16 protein-coding genes and 2 pseudogenes are annotated in these 15,719 nt (G+C 66.7%); 6 read left to right on the forward strand and 12 right to left on the reverse strand.

The features are described 5' to 3' along the window. Positions 1–207: 207 nt before the first annotated feature. A complete protein-coding gene (locus MYXE_RS23835) occupies positions 208–348 on the reverse strand; it encodes a hypothetical protein (RefSeq protein ID WP_161552139.1) in 141 nt (46 codons plus the stop codon). On the opposite strand from MYXE_RS23835, the gene MYXE_RS22010 reads away from it, so the two are divergent. Together MYXE_RS22010 and MYXE_RS22015 are read left to right on the forward strand one after the other, a co-directional pair. Then, positions 347–1,087 (forward strand): DUF5632 domain-containing protein, encoded by a 741-nt coding sequence (locus tag MYXE_RS22010; protein ID WP_112650207.1) that lies wholly within the window; start codon positions 347–349, stop codon positions 1,085–1,087. The genes MYXE_RS23835 and MYXE_RS22010 overlap by 2 nt on opposite strands. A gap of 4 nt (positions 1,088–1,091) precedes the next feature. Further along, positions 1,092–2,003 carry a hypothetical protein gene (locus MYXE_RS22015; protein ID WP_139821189.1) on the forward strand — a complete coding sequence of 304 codons (912 nt, stop codon included), beginning with the start codon at positions 1,092–1,094 and terminating at the stop codon, positions 2,001–2,003. 399 nt (positions 2,004–2,402) lie between these two features. Here MYXE_RS22015 and MYXE_RS22020 read toward each other — a convergent pair whose 3' ends face one another. Next, positions 2,403–3,041 (reverse strand): phosphatase PAP2 family protein, encoded by a 639-nt coding sequence (locus tag MYXE_RS22020; protein ID WP_085197368.1) that lies wholly within the window; start codon positions 3,039–3,041, stop codon positions 2,403–2,405. Positions 3,042–3,327: 286 nt separating this feature from the next. On the opposite strand from MYXE_RS22020, the gene bluB reads away from it, so the two are divergent. After that, positions 3,328–4,029 carry a 5,6-dimethylbenzimidazole synthase gene (bluB, locus tag MYXE_RS22025; RefSeq protein ID WP_003922956.1) on the forward strand — a complete coding sequence of 234 codons (702 nt, stop codon included), beginning with the start codon at positions 3,328–3,330 and terminating at the stop codon, positions 4,027–4,029. On the opposite strand, the gene MYXE_RS22030 is transcribed toward bluB, so the two are convergent. Continuing rightward, entirely contained in the window at positions 3,991–4,206 is a 216-nt protein-coding gene (locus tag MYXE_RS22030) for a hypothetical protein (protein ID WP_003922954.1), read from the reverse strand. The two genes, bluB and MYXE_RS22030, sit on opposite strands and share 39 nt — an antisense overlap. 147 nt (positions 4,207–4,353) lie before the next feature. On the opposite strand from MYXE_RS22030, the gene MYXE_RS22035 reads away from it, so the two are divergent. Together MYXE_RS22035 and stf0 are read left to right on the forward strand one after the other, a co-directional pair. Beyond that, on the forward strand, positions 4,354–5,778 hold the full coding sequence (locus tag MYXE_RS22035) for a sulfatase family protein (RefSeq protein WP_050947801.1): 1,425 nt from the start codon (positions 4,354–4,356) through the stop codon (positions 5,776–5,778). A 68-nt stretch (positions 5,779–5,846) separates the two neighbouring features. Beyond that, positions 5,847–6,680 (forward strand): trehalose 2-sulfotransferase, encoded by an 834-nt coding sequence (gene stf0, locus MYXE_RS22040; protein WP_415624444.1) that lies wholly within the window; start codon positions 5,847–5,849, stop codon positions 6,678–6,680. Positions 6,681–6,690: 10 nt separating this feature from the next. Here stf0 and MYXE_RS22045 read toward each other — a convergent pair whose 3' ends face one another. Then, positions 6,691–7,455 carry a trans-aconitate 2-methyltransferase gene (locus MYXE_RS22045; RefSeq protein WP_003922948.1) on the reverse strand — a complete coding sequence of 255 codons (765 nt, stop codon included), beginning with the start codon at positions 7,453–7,455 and terminating at the stop codon, positions 6,691–6,693. A 78-nt stretch (positions 7,456–7,533) separates the two neighbouring features. On the opposite strand from MYXE_RS22045, the gene MYXE_RS22050 reads away from it, so the two are divergent. After that, complete coding sequence (locus tag MYXE_RS22050; protein ID WP_085197366.1) at positions 7,534–8,466, forward strand: amidohydrolase family protein; 933 nt, start codon at positions 7,534–7,536, stop codon at positions 8,464–8,466. Between the two features lie 7 nt (positions 8,467–8,473). On the opposite strand, the pseudogene eccE reads toward MYXE_RS22050, so the two are convergent. The 8 genes and pseudogenes from eccE to MYXE_RS22090 form a co-directional block, all read right to left on the reverse strand. Next, positions 8,474–9,480, reverse strand: a pseudogene (eccE, locus tag MYXE_RS22055) (type VII secretion protein EccE). Beyond that, a pseudogene (gene mycP, locus MYXE_RS22060) lies at positions 9,477–10,863 on the reverse strand (type VII secretion-associated serine protease mycosin). The pseudogenes eccE and mycP overlap by 4 nt, the downstream one beginning before the upstream one ends. Then, the gene (gene eccD / locus MYXE_RS22065) at positions 10,860–12,269 is read right to left on the reverse strand and encodes a type VII secretion integral membrane protein EccD (RefSeq protein WP_085197360.1); all 1,410 of its coding nucleotides are present in this window, start codon (positions 12,267–12,269) and stop codon (positions 10,860–10,862) included. The pseudogene mycP and the gene eccD overlap by 4 nt, the downstream one beginning before the upstream one ends. A 63-nt stretch (positions 12,270–12,332) precedes the next feature. Beyond that, entirely contained in the window at positions 12,333–13,193 is an 861-nt protein-coding gene (locus MYXE_RS22070; RefSeq protein ID WP_085197358.1) for an ESX secretion-associated protein EspG, read from the reverse strand. A 23-nt stretch (positions 13,194–13,216) separates the two neighbouring features. After that, on the reverse strand, positions 13,217–13,507 hold the full coding sequence (locus MYXE_RS22075) for a WXG100 family type VII secretion target (RefSeq protein WP_003922940.1): 291 nt from the start codon (positions 13,505–13,507) through the stop codon (positions 13,217–13,219). A 30-nt stretch (positions 13,508–13,537) separates the two neighbouring features. Continuing rightward, entirely contained in the window at positions 13,538–13,831 is a 294-nt protein-coding gene (gene esxG, locus MYXE_RS22080; RefSeq protein WP_003922939.1) for a type VII secretion system protein EsxG, read from the reverse strand. A gap of 49 nt (positions 13,832–13,880) precedes the next feature. Further along, positions 13,881–15,401, reverse strand: coding sequence for a PPE family protein (locus tag MYXE_RS22085; protein WP_085197356.1), 1,521 nt, complete (start codon positions 15,399–15,401; stop codon positions 13,881–13,883). Positions 15,402–15,403: 2 nt separating this feature from the next. Beyond that, entirely contained in the window at positions 15,404–15,712 is a 309-nt protein-coding gene (locus tag MYXE_RS22090) for a PE family protein (protein ID WP_003922937.1), read from the reverse strand. Positions 15,713–15,719: the final 7 nt, after the last annotated feature.

Genomic DNA, 15,719 nt, shown 5'->3' on the forward strand with positions numbered 1-15,719 from the left:
CGCGCCGACACCGAATGTTGCTGCGACTTCGCCGGCGAGTGCTCATGTGCCGGTAATCGACACTCCGCACGCCCCAGCCGCCGACGTTGCGCCTCTGCCGCCCCCGACGCACGCCCCGACCAGCGATGCTGGCACGTCCTACGTCGCCGGGCCAGCGCCGACGGCAACGCCGTCCGCTGCGGCCGCACCCGCTGGGCCATTGCCTGCCTATGGCGCCGACATCCGACCGCCGGCCTCGGCAGCTGCCGCACCGCCCACCGCGCCAGCGGGTCCAGCGCCGGCAACTGCGGCGTCGGCGCCGGTCAGCTCATCAAGCAGTGCCGGCGGGATCAGCCAGCCCGCGGTCATGCGTCGACCCGACACGGTGCCCACGCCCTCGCCAACGCCGGCCGGAGTCGGCGAGCAGGCCGCCCTCGCCGCGGCGGGCGGTACCACTGCCGGGGCCGCCTCCGCGGCAACAACTGCGAAGGCACGGCTGCAGCGGCTTGTCGACTTCGTCGCCCGCCAGGAGCCGAGGCTCAACTGGGCCGCCGGCGACCGGCCCGATGGTACTACGGTCCTGGTGACCGACCTTGCCAGCGGCTGGATTCCACCGGAAATCGACATCCCGGTCGGTATGCAACTTCGCGATCCGGCCAAGCGTCGCGGTGACCTAGAAAGCCTTCTTGGCGAGGTGACCGTCACTGCCAGCTACACACGCCTACACCAGGTGCCCCCCGCAGATGATGACGAGCCGGTCCCGACTTCCCCACGAGCCCGGCAGGGACCTGTTGTAGAGGAACTCGGCTGGGAGCTCGGGCAAGCTACCAACTGGCGCGACGGGTTACCCCGACTGGCACACACCTTGGCCAAGGCCGCTTCGCGAGGAACTGGGGTACTGGATAAGGAAATCGAGGTACTTCAGGAGCTGCTCGCGGAATTCCGCGATCGTGTACTCGACTCGTATCCAGACAACGTCGACGCCGCTGCGGTGGGAAACTGGCAGTTACTTGCGGCGATTGATGCACTCGTCGAGGGCGACAAGACCGGGGCGAATTACCACTTCGCCTGGTTCCAAGCATTGAGCCACGTGGCTACGGGAGGGTGAGGTAATGCCACCAGACCTCCGGATAATCATTGAGGAATTGGCAGGCGCGTTAGGTCTTCCCCCGCCGCCGATGAGCACGTCGGATCCGGTAGTTCCGCCCGGTGTTCCCTTTGACCAAGCGCTTGCAGCACTAGGCCTGGCTGCCAACAGCGGTGATCCCGCCGATAATGCGCAGAGCCAAAAGAATCAGGCCGAACGCGAAGCGAAAGTCAACGACGCGCTGACAAAATTCCCTGCCAATGAGGACCAATCGGCCCAGATGCTCCAACAGCTGCCACAGATGGCCACCGGCGTTGCCCAGTCAGCGGCGGGTGCCATGGGCGGATTGATGAACCCGATGATGCAGGTACCCCAGCAAGTCGCCCAGGTGGGCCAGCAGGCGATGCAGGCAGCTATGGGTGCATTTCAGCATGGTGCGGGCAGCGGCGCTGCGGCGGCTGAAGCCCTGCCGGGTGAGCTGCTCGGCACAGGCGGTGGGCTCGACGGCGGAGCAGCCGAATTGGCAGGCGCCGCAGGCGGTGCGGGGGGCTTGGGTGGCACCACGCCCGCCGCGATGCTCGGTCCTCCACCGGCCCCTTCGGCCGGTACTGTCCCAATGTCGTCGCCCACTACACCACCGACGTCACCGGCCGCACCCGAGCCGACAGCGGCGCCGAGAGGCGGGATGGCCGGCATGCCGATGGTGCCGCCAGGCGCCATGCATGGCGCGGGGGACAAGGGCAGCGACGCCAAGGCCGACACCAAGCGCGTGGTCCCACCCACGGTGAAAAACGGCGCGCCGGTACAGGGACGTATCACCACACCACCAACCGCGCCAGAGGTGGTCAGGCGCTTGGAAGGAAAGCCGGTGACCACTCGGCGCATCCTTGCGCCTGACGAGAAGCCCGACGACAACAGCGCAAATCAAGATCGCTAACACCAACTCACCATTTCTTCAGCAGCTGTTCAAATCGAACACCGCACACACACGGAAAGAGCCCTTCACATTGCAGACTATGGCCTGAATTGACAGTAAGCAGTTAGTCACGCACGCTTACCTGCGTGGAAAACGAAACAAATCCCTTCACGACCTACTAGTTGCCGCGCTGCACGACTCGCGCCCGCCAGTCATAAAACCTATCCCGCCGCCAACCGCGCTCGGCACGTCGATGGATCAGTTAATTGGGTTATTGCACCTGGCGGCCAACCAAGATGTCGAGCCAGGTAATGCAACCGTCCTGGCAGAATGGGAAACTCGGAATCGTACCCTTGCTAGGGCGGTCAACAAAACGATTCGGCAGGAAAAGCTCGACGACCGCACGGGTGACGGGAACCGCTAACCAAAATGCCCGTGCAGCGGCCGAAAAGCCAACTCACACACCAGAAAATACAAGTATCCCAACGCCCAGCCGGCCAGGACATCGGACAGATGATGTGCGTTCAATGCAACACGCGCGAATCCGACCGCTACCACAATCAGCACGCCGGCCAGAACTGCGATCGCACGCATCGTCCTGCCCACCACTGGCAATAGCACCGTCAGCAGGGCGAGTACCACGACCATCGCCCCCAACGCGTGTCCAGACGGAAACGACGACGACGACACATGGGTCAGCGCTGTCACCGGCCTGGGCCGATAAACCAGATGCTTAGCGACGTATGTGATCATCTCGTTGAATTCCATTGTGGCGAGCAAGAATAGCGCTTCCCGCAGGAGGCGCCTGGTCAGTGCGACCACGACGACGACCACACCAAGAATCCGAAAAGATCCGGGGCTCAACACCAGACACACGATGTCCCACAACCGCACCCACAACGGATGTTTGACGCCGACGTCATAGAGGGCCTGCAACGTCGAGGTGTCCGCTGCTCCCAGCCAGGCCCACCCGTGCCGATACCCCAGCCACATCACCGCATACAGCACCCCGGCGACAACAGCAGCACCAACCGTGGCCACCGACCGGACCGAGACCATACCTACACCGTTACAGGGCCTAACCAGAAGGCAAACGCAAACGCATTACCGGCACATCCATCGTCATACTGGACCGATGCCAGTCTTCGCCCGCCAACTGTTGGGCATCGGCCGACTGCCCGACGACCTGCGCGCCGAGGTTGAAGCCCGAGAGTACCTTGCGGACTACCTCGCAGTGACCCGACAGGTCAGTGGCATCACTGCCCAAGCTGGCCGGTCTCAGCGTAGGCCGACTGGGTGTCATCGGGCCGGGCAGCAAGCACCTCGCGGTTTCTACGATGGCCGTATGACCGGTCACGCGTTCAGCCCACAAGAGCGGGCCGCCGTATACCGGGTGATCTTAGAGCGTCGGGACATGCGCCGCTTCGTTCCCGGCAGCGTGGTTCCGGACGATGTGCTAAAGCGCGTGCTGTACGCCGCGCACGCCGCGCCCAGCGTGGGCCTGATGCAGCCGTGGCGGTTCATCCGCATCACCGACGACGCGCTGCGGCGGCGCATCCACGCGCTTGTCGACGAGGAGCGCCTGCTCACCGCTCAAGCGCTGGGACCGCGCGCCCAAGAATTCCTGCGGCTGAAGGTGGAAGGCATCCTCGACTGCGCGGAACTGCTGGTGGTCGCGTTGTGCGACGGCAGGGACGCCTACGTGTTCGGTCGGCGCACCTTGCCGCAGATGGACCTGGCGTCGGTGTCGTGCGCCATCCAAAACTTGTGGCTCTCGGCCCGGTCAGAGGGCCTCGGCATGGGCTGGGTCTCGTTGTTCGATCCCCAGCGGCTGGCCGCGCTGCTGTCGATGCCCGACGACGCCGAACCAGTGGCGATCCTGTGCCTAGGCCCCGTGCCCGACTTTCCGGATCGGCCGGCACTGGAATTGGACGGCTGGGCCGTCGCGCGGCCCCTGGCAGAGTTCGTCTCGGAGAACGGCTGGAGCCCTTCAGCGCAGCCAGGTCGGTTACCCGACCGATTCGGCGGCGTCGAGCGCAACCGCTAGCTGGGGCTGGGCGGCGGTCTCAACGGAGATCCATGCGGTGGGCGCGAAGTGCAACGTGACAGCGGGGCGCAGGTGCTGGTTTCGCACCACCGTGAGCACGCCGTTACCCCCGATGGTGAATTCGCCGTCGACGGTCATCGACTCGCCGCTGGCCAGATGCACGACAAACGATCCCACAGGCAGAACTCCTTTCTGGCTGCGATTCGACCACACCGTGCGCTTGACCCACCACCGAGTAGCCGGCGCTCCGGGCCGATCAGCTGTGCTCGCCGATAAAAATCACGGCCGGAAAAAGGGGGGCACAGCAAGCTCCAAGGTGCCCGGATGCAAGCTAGGAACGTGACGGCAATCAGCGACCGCGATGCGAGGCAGCCCGGACGCGACAACGTGATGCTCGTGCACTGGCATGACCTGGGCCGCTATTTGGGCGTGTACGGCCACACCGACGTGTCCAGCCCGCGGCTGGACCGGCTGGCCAATGAGGGAATCCTCTTTACCCGAGCGCACGCCACCGCCCCGCTGTGCTCACCGTCGCGCGGCTCGCTGTTCACCGGCCGCTACCCGCACAGCAATGGGCTGCTCGGCCTGGCCCACCACGGCTGGGAGTATCGTTCCGGCGTGCGCACACTGCCGCAGATTCTATCTGAATTCGGCTGGTACTCAGCACTTTTCGGAATGCAGCATGAGACATCGTACCCGAGTCGGCTGGGCTTCGACGAGTTCGACGTGTCGAACTCCTACTGTGAGTACGTAGTTGAGAAAACACAGGCTTGGCTGCGCCACTACGACGGCAACCACCCTTTCCTGTTGACGGCCGGGTTCTTCGAAACGCACCGGCCCTACCCGCATGACCGCTACCAACCGGCCGACGCCACCGCTGTCAGGCTGCCTGACTACCTGCCCGATACCCCGCAGGTGCGCCAGGATCTCGCCGATTTTTACGGATCCATCGCCACCGCCGACGCCGCCGTCGGCCAACTGCTGGACGCGCTGGCCGACACCGGCCTGGACAGCAACACGTGGGTGGTGTTCTTCACCGATCACGGCCCGGCGTTCCCGCGCGCGAAATCCACGCTCTACGACGCCGGTACGGGCATCGCGATGATCATCCGACCGCCGACCCGGCTGGCGTTACCGCCCCGCGTCTACGACGAGCTGTTCAGCGGCGTCGATCTGGTGCCGACGCTCCTCGGGCTGTTGGGCCTCGAGACACCACGCGACGTCGATGGGGTATCGCATGCCGAGAACCTTGTTGACCGCGTCCGGCATGCGGCCCCGCCACGTGATCACGTGTACACGATGAAGACCTATCACGACTCGTTCGATCCCATTCGCGCGATCCGCACAAAGGATTACAGCTATATCGAGAATTACGCGCGCCGACCACTGCTGGACTTGCCGTGGGATATCGAGGAAAGCCCGTCCGGTCAGGCGGTCGCGCCGCTGGTGACGGCATCACGACCGGAGCGCGAACTCTACGATCTGCGCATCGATCCCGGCGAGGCCAACAATCTGCTCACCGCCGCGAACCCCGACGGCGCACAGGCGATCGCTGCTGATTTGGCTGTGCGACTTAATGATTGGCGTCAGCAGACCGGTGACGTCATTCCGTCGGAGTTCGCCGGAACCCGCATATCGGAGCGTTACACCCAAACCTATCTGCAGATCCATCACAGGACACCGACCAGCCGCTCGCCGATCGCCGCGGACCGTGGTATCGAGGAAGAGGTCAAACACGCCGAACGTTAGGGTTCGCAGGGCGCGCTGGAGGCAGTCGTCAAGCCCAGCCGTGCCCGTTAGCCCGTCACCGATACACCATGGGGCATATCGGGCATTACGCTCACGTCGTGTCCGTGAGCCCGAAGTCATATCTGGTGTTGGCCACCCAGCGCAGCGGCAGCACCCTGCTGGTCGAATCGCTGCGCGCGACCGGTAGCGCCGGCGAGCCGCAGGAGTTCTTTCAATACCTACCGAGCACCGGCATGGCACCCCAACCGCGGGACTGGTTTGCCGGTGTGGACGACGAGTCGATCCTGCGACTGCTCGACCCGCTGAAGCCCGGCACACCTGACACGTCAACCCCGGTCGCCTGGCGCGAGCACATCCGCAGTTCAGGGCGCACCCCCAACGGCGTGTGGGGTGGCAAGCTGATGTGGAACCAGACCCCGTTGCTGCTGCAGCGTGCGGCGGGGTTGCCGGACCGCTCCGGGGTCGGTCTGCGCTCGGCCATTCGCGACGTGATCGGCAGCGAACCGGTGTTCGTGCACGTCTATCGACCCGACGTGGTGTCGCAGGCGGTGTCGTTCTGGCGCGCGGTGCAAACCCAGGTATGGCGGGGTCGCGGCGATCCCGAGCGCGACAAGCGGGCCGAATACCATGCCGGCGCCATCGCCCATATCGTCACAATGCTGCGCGATCAAGAGCAGGGCTGGCGCACTTGGTTCGCCGAGGAGAACATCACCCCGATCGAGGTGGCCTATCCGGTGCTGTGGCGCAACCTGAGCACAATCGTCGGCACCGTGCTGGAGGCGCTGGGCCTCGATCCGCGGCTGGCGCCCGAGCCGGTGCTGGAACGTCAAGCCGACCAGCGTTCGGATGAATGGGTGGACCGCTACCGCCAGGAAGCGCAACAAAAAGGACTTCCGCTGTAGCGCACGGGTGTCACTTCACTTGGGCGACGACGAACACCCGCCGGAACGGGAAGAACGTCGTGCCGTCGCGGCGGGTGGGATACGCGTCGGCGAGCAGCGGGATGAGCTCGCTACGAAAGTGTTGCCATTCTTCATCGCTGAGCCGTTCGCGAACCGGCAGCAGCGCGCTGCCGCTGATCCAATCCAACACTGGGTGTTCGCCGGTCAACTGGTGCAAGTAGGTGGTTTCCCAGGCGTCGACCGTGCACCCGGCGTCGATCAGCTGCTCGGCGTAGTAGGCCGGCGCATGGGTGACAGCCCCGACCCGGAAGGGGATGTCGCGCAACGTTTTCGCGAAAGGCTCCCGGCGGGCGACCGCACGCACCGCGGCATGCGAGGGCGACTCGAAGTTTCCGGGCATCTGAACGGCGATCCACGAGCCGGAACCCAGCTGGCCGGCCCAGCGGACCATGAGCTCGGCGTGCTCCGGCACCCACTGCATCGCCGAGTTGCTCACGACCACGTCGGTGTCGCGGCGCGGCTTCCAGTCCCGCAGGTCGCCGACCGCGGCGTCAACCCCGCGCTCACGGGCCGCCGCCACCATCTCCGGAGAGCTGTCCAGCGCCTCGATCACAGCGTCCGGCCAGCGCCGCGCCAACTCCAGGGTGAGGTTGCCCGGCCCGCACCCAAGGTCGACGACCCGGCGCGGCCGTTCGGCGCCGACGCGCACGAGCAGGTCATAAAACGGCCGGGCCCGCTGATCCGCGAAGACCAGGTAGATGTCGGGATCCCACATGTCGGCCCTCCTGATCGCCACCGCTCACGCGCCGGCTGATATAGACAAACCGTATTACCGGATGCTTACCAAGCGAGGATGACCGATGCCCCGCCGCCATCGACAACCGGGTGCCGCGCCGTGATAGCCGACGAGACCGCACAGGTGCGACAGATCTGGTCGACGCTGGGACTACCCGGGGTGATCGATGTGCACACCCATTTCATGCCAAAATCGGTGCTGGACAAGGTCTGGAATTACTTCGACTCGGCTGGCCCGCTAGTCGGCCGTCCCTGGCCAATTGCATACCGTGACAATGAGTCTCAGCGGGTGAACACACTGCGGCGGTTCGGGGTGCGACGGTTCACCGCGCTGGTCTATCCGCACAAGCCGCGGATGGCGGCATGGCTGAACCAGTGGTCCGCCCAGTTCGCCCGGCACACGCCGGATTGTCTTGCCACCGCGACGTTTTACCCCGAACTCGGCGCCACCGAGTACGTCGAGAAAGCCATCCGGGGAGGTACCCGTGTCTTCAAGGCGCACATCCAGGTCGGCCGCTACGACCCCAATGATCCGCTGCTTGACGGGGTTTGGGGAATCATTGAGGACACGGGTATACCGGTCGTCATCCACTGCGGGTCGGGCCCGGCACCAGGCGAACACACCGGCCCCGAACCGATCGACCGCCTGCTGCGCCGTTACCCGCGACTGCGGTTGATCATTGCGCACATGGGAATGCCGGAATACGCCGAGTTTTTCGACATCTGCGAGCGCCATCAAGAGGTCATGCTGGACACCACGATGGCCTTCACCCCGTTCGCCGAAGAAACCATGCCGTTCCCGCCATCTCAGTGGCACCGGTTGGGCCAGCTCGGTGACCGAATCGTGTTCGGCAGCGACTTTCCCAACATTCCCTACGCCTATTCCGAGGCAATGCGGTCACTTACCCGCCTTCCGGGTGTTGACGACGGCTGGTTGCGTGGCGTGTTCTACGAGAACGCCGCACGGCTGTTCGACGGGGTCCCGCGGTAGGTCGGGTTCACACCGCGGCCGCGTGCCGCGGCCTTGACGGTGCGGCAGCGGCGACGCTGGGCCAGCGCAACCGTTCCAGCAAACTGGCGGGCAACCCGGCGTGTCCGTCGAGCCGATGCGTCGACAACGGGTCCAGCGCCGTCAGCGCCGGCCAGTGGTTTCCGTTCTGCGGCATCAGCCCGGGCAGCGGTGCGCTGCCGCTCGGCCGCCCTCGGTGCGGAACGCGCATGCCACCGCCACGGTGGGGCGGTCGTCGGGGCCGCTGATCTCCAGCGCCGTCCAAGTCTCCCGCGCGACGTGAGACCGGATAGCGGCGAGCATGTCGGGCAGCGCTGAATCGACGTTAACCCGATACGCCGCAACATATTCGGTGTGCTGATCACGAACACCTCGCCACGTTTCCCGCGCTGATCGGCTAAACAGCGGCGGAATGTCTTCGGCCCCGACAGTGTTGGCGTTCCAGCCCAACTCACGCAAATGGTCGGCGAGCCGGCGCGCTGCGACCTCGGTGGTCTTCGGTAGCGGAATCCGCGGAGAGCGGGCCTGCAGCGCCGCCAGGTTCTCCACGGCCGATACCGTCATCCCGATCCAGGTATCCCGCTGCGGCACACCGGTGTCCGACCCAGTGTCGCGGCTGGTGATACGCAACGCATCGGCGCGAATGCCGTAGCGGTCCAGATACCGCGCGATCAGTGGAAGCGGAAGCACGTCAACGGCTTCCGGCGACGGTCTGACATGCAGCACCGCGGTGGCCCGGACATCGACGCCGGGCTCGCGGACTCGCCGCAGACCGCTGTTGCGGGTGCTCATCGCCATCCGACGGCGCAGTATCGTGGTGACGTAGAGCCCACGCCACCTGCCCAGAAGCAGAATCACCAGGGCGGCGCCGACGCCCAGCACCCAACGCTCACGAATCGATTGCCAGGGAAAGGCCATCGCGGCGGGCACGGCAGCCAACAACACCAGCGTCACCCGTCCGGTCCCCGGCCAGGTGGGCGATCGGCGCAGGCTCACGGAGTGGACTCCTTTCGTCGATGCGCGGCAATCGCGGCGACAACCACGACGGCCAGCGCGAGTACTGCGGTGCCGGTGAAGGCAACGATCCGTGGTGTGGGATCCTTGGGTGCCGGTTCGGGCGGGGCGGCAAGCTGTTTGACAGCTGGTGCGTGCGAGTCACTGGCCGACGGCAACTCCCACGTCAGGGCGGCGACAGGGTCGACGGTGCCGGCACCGACGACGTTGGAGGGTGCTCGGGCCGCGTTGTGCGCGGTCGCGGTGATGCGCTGCACGACCTGGGCGGCGGTCAGTTGCGGGTATTTACTACGCACCAGCGCCGCGACACCTGCCACGTATCCGGCCGCGTAGCTGGTGCCGTTGAGCGGAATCAACTGCTGCTTCTCGTTGGGCAGCGCATTGGCCAGGCCACCGTCGTCGCGGTTGCTGACCGACACGATGTTCTCACCGGGGGCGGCGATTCCCACCCACGGCCCGGCCATGGTGAATTTCGACGGCTGGGCTTCAGGCGTAAGCGAGGCCACCGACAACACGTAGGGCTGCCACCACGAGGGGATGGACACCGAGGTGACACCCGACCAGTTGCGCGGATCATCGGGGCGGCTCAAATCAGTGAGCGGGTTGGATTCGCAGGCGGTTCCGCCGCCGAACGAACCCGTCGTCCCGGTGTTGCCGGCGGCGGCCACGATCACCGCGTCTTTGTCGACCGCCGCGTAGCGGATGGCCGCCCCCAGCTCCGCCTGGTCGATGCCGCGGTCGGCGGGCAGGCAAGTGACGGTCGAGACGTTGATCACCCGGGCGCCGCGGTCGGCGGCGTGCACGATCGCTCTGGCCAACGCGGCCACATCAGCCGACGCCTGGGCCAGCATCGGGTCGCCGCCAGCCATCTTCGGCATGAACTTCCCGGAGGCGGCTCGCAGTGACAGCAGCCGCGCGGCCGGCGCCACACCGGAGAACCCGTCGTCGCCCGGCTGGCCGCCACCAGGCCGCCACCAGCGTGCCGTGCCCGTCACAATCGGTCAGACCGTCGGTCGTTTCCACGTAGTCACCACCGGGATCGACGTTCGGCAGCCGCGGCCCTGGCCGCACCCCGGTGTCAATGATGGCCACCAGCTGGCCTTCGCCCCGGGAAAGTCGCCATGCCGCAGGCAAATTCAGCATCACCTGGTTCGGGGTTGTGACGCCGGGGTCGGTGCCCGGCATGACCGCGGAGCTGCTGCATTCGGCGCGCCGCTCCACCGGTTGCACCGGCCCGGGCGCTCCGTTCGGCGGCTTGACACCTGGGTCGACGACCGGCGGGTTGATCGCCAACGCCGGTGGACACGCCCACATCACCGCAGCAGCGAAAACCGCGGCGGCACAACCCAACCGGTTGGCTGTCATCGATTGAGTACCCAGCTGAAGAGGCCGACGAGGTAGGCCATGACCGGTATCAGTGACCCGTCGAGCCCTGCCGCGGCAAACCCAAGCAACCGGCGCAGCGGAAGCGAGTAGCTCTCCGGCGAGGCGATTCGCGGATTCAGTGCGACCACCACCCACACCAACACCAGCACGGCAAGTGCCGCAGCCGCGCACACTGCCGGCACATAGCGTCCGGTCGCGGTGTAGAGCACCAGCAGCGCCAAGCCGACCAGATACGGCTCGGCCAGCAGCCAGGCCTTGCAGGCGGCTGAATCCCAAATCCGTGCCCGCAGCGCGGCGGCCACCGCGGTGGCGGCCACGACGTACCAGCCCAACACCGGCACCGTCTCCGGCCGCACCGCAATCACCACCGAGCCAACCGCGCTAAGCAGCACAGCGGCGGCGATGAAGCCGTTCTGGTGCGCGTCGCTGACGCGCACCCGCCGCGGCAGGTCCTCCAGGATCTGCGACGACGGCGCCGACGGTGTGGGATCCCCCGGCGCGGGAATGACGGGCAGCGGGAACCGCGCACACAGCGCGGACAATTGCGCGGCTTGGATGGTGACCAGCAGTGCCGCCACGATCAGCCCGCAGCCGATACTCAATAGCGGTAGCTGCCAGAGCAATTCGGCCCCAGCTGCCAGCAGGACCGCTGTTCCCAGCACCGCCGTTGCGGTGAAGAACGCGATGGCGCGCTCACGCTCACGGGTGGGAAGGATCAGGCTGATCAACGACCACGCGGCCACACCCGCCGCGCCCAGCATTATCTGCGCGGGCCCGAATTTGCCGGGCACCGCCAAACTCAGGGCGGTGGCAATCGGCGCCAGGGCGGCGATCGACAAGGCGACGCCGGTGCGTGGTGAGCGCGCCCTGCTCACTAGTCCGGCCAGCGCGGCGAGCGCCGCGATCGCACCGACCGCGACCAGCCCCACGGGCGCTTTCGTAACGACGTGGTGCGTGGCCGCCAAGCCCGTGCCCGCGAACACCGCACCGATGACCGCGGCCAGCGCCCCGCGCCGGATATGGGTGATGCCCCACGGCTTGAACCGCGAAGCCGAAAAGATCACCGCGGCGTCGGCGACGTCTTCGACGATGCCCGGTGCCGCCGGCCCGGAAGGCAGCGGCTGCAACGCCAGCAAGTCGCCGTCGACAACCCCGACCGTGTCCAAGCTGGCGTCCAGGCTGAATGGCGCGCCGCCGATCGGCGCAAGGCTAAGCCGCGTCGGTGTCGTTGACTCCTCGGAGTCGCCGTCACCGTCTGGAGCCACCAAACGCTGGACCGCGGGCAGGATTTCGCGCAACGGCAGTTCCGCGGGCAGCGCCATTTCCGTCAACCGCCTTTCGGCTAGGACGGCGATTCGCACGATAGGCATCACGGCGCTAGACATACCGGGGCCTCAGGCGTTGGTGGAACATGGGCATGGGTTCTCTTTCTCTATCGGATATTTGTGCTAGGGCGACTGGGTGGTGAAATCCCGGGACAGCCGAAGGCCCGGAAACCATTGGCCGTCCGGTAATTCAGAGGTCAGCTGCTCGATCGCGACGGCGATGGCGAACGGTGTCCCGGGCCGGAACGTCGACACCCATTCGCCGTCGAAGGCTCTCGACGGGCTGACCAGTATCCGCCCGGCGGTGGTGTCGACGATGCTCATCCCGACCTCGGTGGTGGTGTGCTGACCGTCGCGGCGACAGCCGGCGACCACCTCGACGTAGCTGCGCGGACCGGTGAACACCGATTCCACCACCGGCCGCGCGGAAGCTGGAATACCCAGGTAGTCAAGGACTTCGGTGAGTGGTGTGCCGCCACGCAACCGCTCGTCGGCTCGGGCGCCGACCCGGGCCGGAAGGCTGAACTCCTCGAAGCGCGCGGGCGGGCGCTGCGCAAGCCCAACGCCGAGGACCGGGACCAGCGCGCGCGGGTCGTCGATCTTCATCGAGGTGAACGTGACCAGCTGAGCGTTGCGCAGCGCGACCACGGTCTTGTCGTCACGACGGGCGACGATGCCGCGCAGCATCTCGTCGGCACCGCTAGTCCGGGACGGCCCCACAAAGCGCAGGTCCAGCCACCGTTCCGGGAAGCACACCACCCGGATCCACTCCGCCACCGCCGCGTTGACCACCCCGTCCGGCGACATCAGGCCCATCCGCTTGAGCTCGGCGGCCTGCTGATCCATGAACGCGGCTCGATGCGCGACGTCGTAGTACGGCGTGGTGATCGCGAGCACCCATGGAAACGTCCCCGCCCCAATGGTTTCGGCGATGCACCACGCCTGTTCGACGGTCAGCTCGACGGCGTTGGGCTCAGCGTCCATCTAGGTTGCAGAGCTCACCTTCGTCAGCCGCCCCATTTGGCGGCTTCGGCCTGGTCGCGGGCCAGCATGGCGGTGGTGTTGGTTTCATGGGTGCCGGCCATCGCCCGATACGACAGCACCAGCTGCTCCATGGCCTGATTCCACTGCGCCTGCCAAGCCTGATAGGTCATTCCGGTGTCGCCTTGCCAGGCACTCGACAACGCCGCCTGCTCGCTGGCGATGTCCGAGCCCAGCGCCTGCAGGGTGCCCGCGTAACCGGCCATATCGGCAGCATGCGCCAGCATGGCTGGGTAGTTGTACATGATCTGCGACATCACAAACCCTTTCGTTTACGTCTCGACAGCTCAGAATCCGGTGTAGGTGGAGGCGGCGGCGGCATCGGCGGCGGTGTAGGTGCCCGCCGCGTCACCGAGGTTGGCCTGGGCGATATCCAGCAGCGTGTTGATCTTGGCCGCCACCGCCACGAACCGGGCATGGGCAGCCTGAAACGCCGCCGCGGACTCCCCGACGTGAAACGCCTGCGCGGACAGCGCTTCCTGCTCAGCCTGGCCGATCGTCGAGCGCATCAACGCCGCCTTGGCGCTAAACGCCGACTGCGCGGCCACCAACTGCGGAATATGGGCATCCAACAGACTCATCGCACTTCCTTTCTCTTCGACTGCTTACGTTGATCCACAATGCTTTTCGTCAGTTGCGCTCTCCCCCCTCCCCCTCGGCGGGCCTGTCATGCTCCCAGCTGCCAGGCACCATCGGCATCCGCGGGCCCTCACCGAAGTCGCCACCGGCCAGCGTGGTCAACCCCGCGGCCTCGGCGACGGCTTCCTTGCGCACAGTCCCGGCGAAGCCCAACGGCCCCGCACCCGTGTCGGAGGCTGCGGTCGAGGTGACGGGCTCCTGCTGGGGTGGGCCCCAGTCAGGGTCGACGTCGACGTTCATGTCCATGAACGCATCGCCGTGCCCGCGCTGCTTCGCGCGACGACGGCGCCGGGCGCGGGCCTCCTCGCGGCTCGGTACCCGTGCCGCCGCTGCTGCCGCGGGCACAACGGAACCCGGCGTCTTGGCTCCCTCGCGGTCGTGCAGGGTCGGGCCGCCTTCGGCGTCCGGGTCGATACCGCCGACCACGTAGCCGAATCCAGCGGCTCCTGCTGGCGCGGCGGCGCCCGCGGGGGCCGACGACGCCGATGCGGGCGCGGACGTCGAGATCGGCGCCGGGCTCGCCACCGTCGGGGCCACGGCCGCGACGGGTGAGATGGTCGCGGATGGTTGGGCGGCCGGTGTCAACGGAGCGGCTCCCACGACGCCAGGCACCTCGGCGGCCTCGACCGGCGGGATGAGCGACTGCAGGTAGTTAAGGCCCAGGCCGAGAATGATCGGCAGGGCCACCGCCAGTGCAAGCATTGGCCCGTAGGTCGCTATGGGTGAGGTGACTTCGTAGGCGGCGAACGCGCCGACGAAGAACAGGAATGGCCCGTAGGCGATCAAGGCCGCCAACGGATTGGCCGCGAAGGCGCTCAGCATCTGCTGGAAGCTGCCAAGCGGATCGCGCAGAAACTGCAGTAGTTGCGACAAGATATCTGACAGATTCAGCGACGAACCGGACTGGGTTGCCTGGGCCTGCGCGCCGGTCTGGGCCGCGGTGGCCACGGCGTGGCCGGCTTCGGAGACGCCTGGCGTGACCACGACTGGCGCCGGGGTGGTGCGTGGCGCGGAGGCCAACGCCACACCTGAGGCCGCCTGATAGGTGGCCATCGCGGTGGCGGCCTGTATCCACATTCGGACGTAGTCGGCCTCGTTGAGGGCGATCGGAATCGTGTTGATGCCGAAGAAATTCGTCGCCACCAACACCGCGTGGATGGCGTGGTTGGCGGCCAACTCAGCCAAGGTGGGCATCGCGGCCAACGCGGAAGTGTAGGCCGCTGCGGCAATCTCGTGTTGGGCGGCCACTCCAGCGCTGTTGACGCTGGCCTGGGTCAGCCATGCCAAATACGGCATATGCGCGGCCGCATACTGCGCTGCGCTGGGCCCTTCCCACGAGCCGGCTTGAACCTGCGCCACTAAGGCGCTGAGCTCGCTTGCCGCCGAAGCGTATTCAGCGCCCAACGACGACCATGCCCCGGCCGCCGCCAACAGTGAACCCGGGCCCGGTCCGGCGCTCAACAGCGCCGAATGCACCTCCGGCGGCGAAGCCATCCAGATCGGTGCGGTCATGCTCAGGAGCCGGCGACCAGATACGTCGATGCCGCGGCCGCATCACCGGCGGCATAGCTTGCCCCCGACTCCCCGACCCCGACGCCGGCGCGGCCCAGCTCTTCGACACCTTGGGCGGCCACCGCGACGTGCTCAGCACCCTGGGCGCTGAACCCGACCGCGGTCTGCAGCGACACCGGGTCCGCCGCCGGCGGTACCACCCCGGTGATCAGCGGAGCGGCACCGGCATGCGCGGCCGCCAGCCGCGCGGTCAGCGCTTCGACCGCCGCACTGGTCGCGGCCAGGCCTTCGGGAACAACTCGTAGTGTCATCGCTCCT

This window comes from Mycobacterium xenopi, assembly GCF_009936235.1.
GTDB lineage: Bacteria > Actinomycetota > Actinomycetes > Mycobacteriales > Mycobacteriaceae > Mycobacterium > Mycobacterium xenopi.

What these genes read in the sequence shown, in the direction of transcription:
- MYXE_RS22010 (WP_112650207.1), top strand. Translation starts at nt 347, where the DNA reads ATGCGTCGACCCGACACGGTGCCCACGCCCTCGCCAACGCCGGCCGGA.
- MYXE_RS23835 (WP_161552139.1), bottom strand. Translation starts at nt 348, where the DNA reads ATGACCGCGGGCTGGCTGATCCCGCCGGCACTGCTTGATGAGCTGACC.
- MYXE_RS22015 (WP_139821189.1), top strand. Translation starts at nt 1,092, where the DNA reads ATGCCACCAGACCTCCGGATAATCATTGAGGAATTGGCAGGCGCGTTA.
- MYXE_RS22020 (WP_085197368.1), bottom strand. Translation starts at nt 3,041, where the DNA reads ATGGTCTCGGTCCGGTCGGTGGCCACGGTTGGTGCTGCTGTTGTCGCC.
- bluB (WP_003922956.1), top strand. Translation starts at nt 3,328, where the DNA reads ATGACCGGTCACGCGTTCAGCCCACAAGAGCGGGCCGCCGTATACCGG.
- MYXE_RS22035 (WP_050947801.1), top strand. Translation starts at nt 4,354, where the DNA reads ATGCAAGCTAGGAACGTGACGGCAATCAGCGACCGCGATGCGAGGCAG.
- stf0 (WP_415624444.1), top strand. Translation starts at nt 5,847, where the DNA reads ATGGGGCATATCGGGCATTACGCTCACGTCGTGTCCGTGAGCCCGAAG.
- MYXE_RS22045 (WP_003922948.1), bottom strand. Translation starts at nt 7,455, where the DNA reads ATGTGGGATCCCGACATCTACCTGGTCTTCGCGGATCAGCGGGCCCGG.
- MYXE_RS22050 (WP_085197366.1), top strand. Translation starts at nt 7,534, where the DNA reads ATGACCGATGCCCCGCCGCCATCGACAACCGGGTGCCGCGCCGTGATA.
- eccD (WP_085197360.1), bottom strand. Translation starts at nt 12,269, where the DNA reads ATGTCTAGCGCCGTGATGCCTATCGTGCGAATCGCCGTCCTAGCCGAA.
- MYXE_RS22070 (WP_085197358.1), bottom strand. Translation starts at nt 13,193, where the DNA reads ATGGACGCTGAGCCCAACGCCGTCGAGCTGACCGTCGAACAGGCGTGG.
- MYXE_RS22075 (WP_003922940.1), bottom strand. Translation starts at nt 13,507, where the DNA reads ATGTCGCAGATCATGTACAACTACCCAGCCATGCTGGCGCATGCTGCC.
- esxG (WP_003922939.1), bottom strand. Translation starts at nt 13,831, where the DNA reads ATGAGTCTGTTGGATGCCCATATTCCGCAGTTGGTGGCCGCGCAGTCG.
- MYXE_RS22085 (WP_085197356.1), bottom strand. Translation starts at nt 15,401, where the DNA reads ATGACCGCACCGATCTGGATGGCTTCGCCGCCGGAGGTGCATTCGGCG.
- MYXE_RS22090 (WP_003922937.1), bottom strand. Translation starts at nt 15,712, where the DNA reads ATGACACTACGAGTTGTTCCCGAAGGCCTGGCCGCGACCAGTGCGGCG.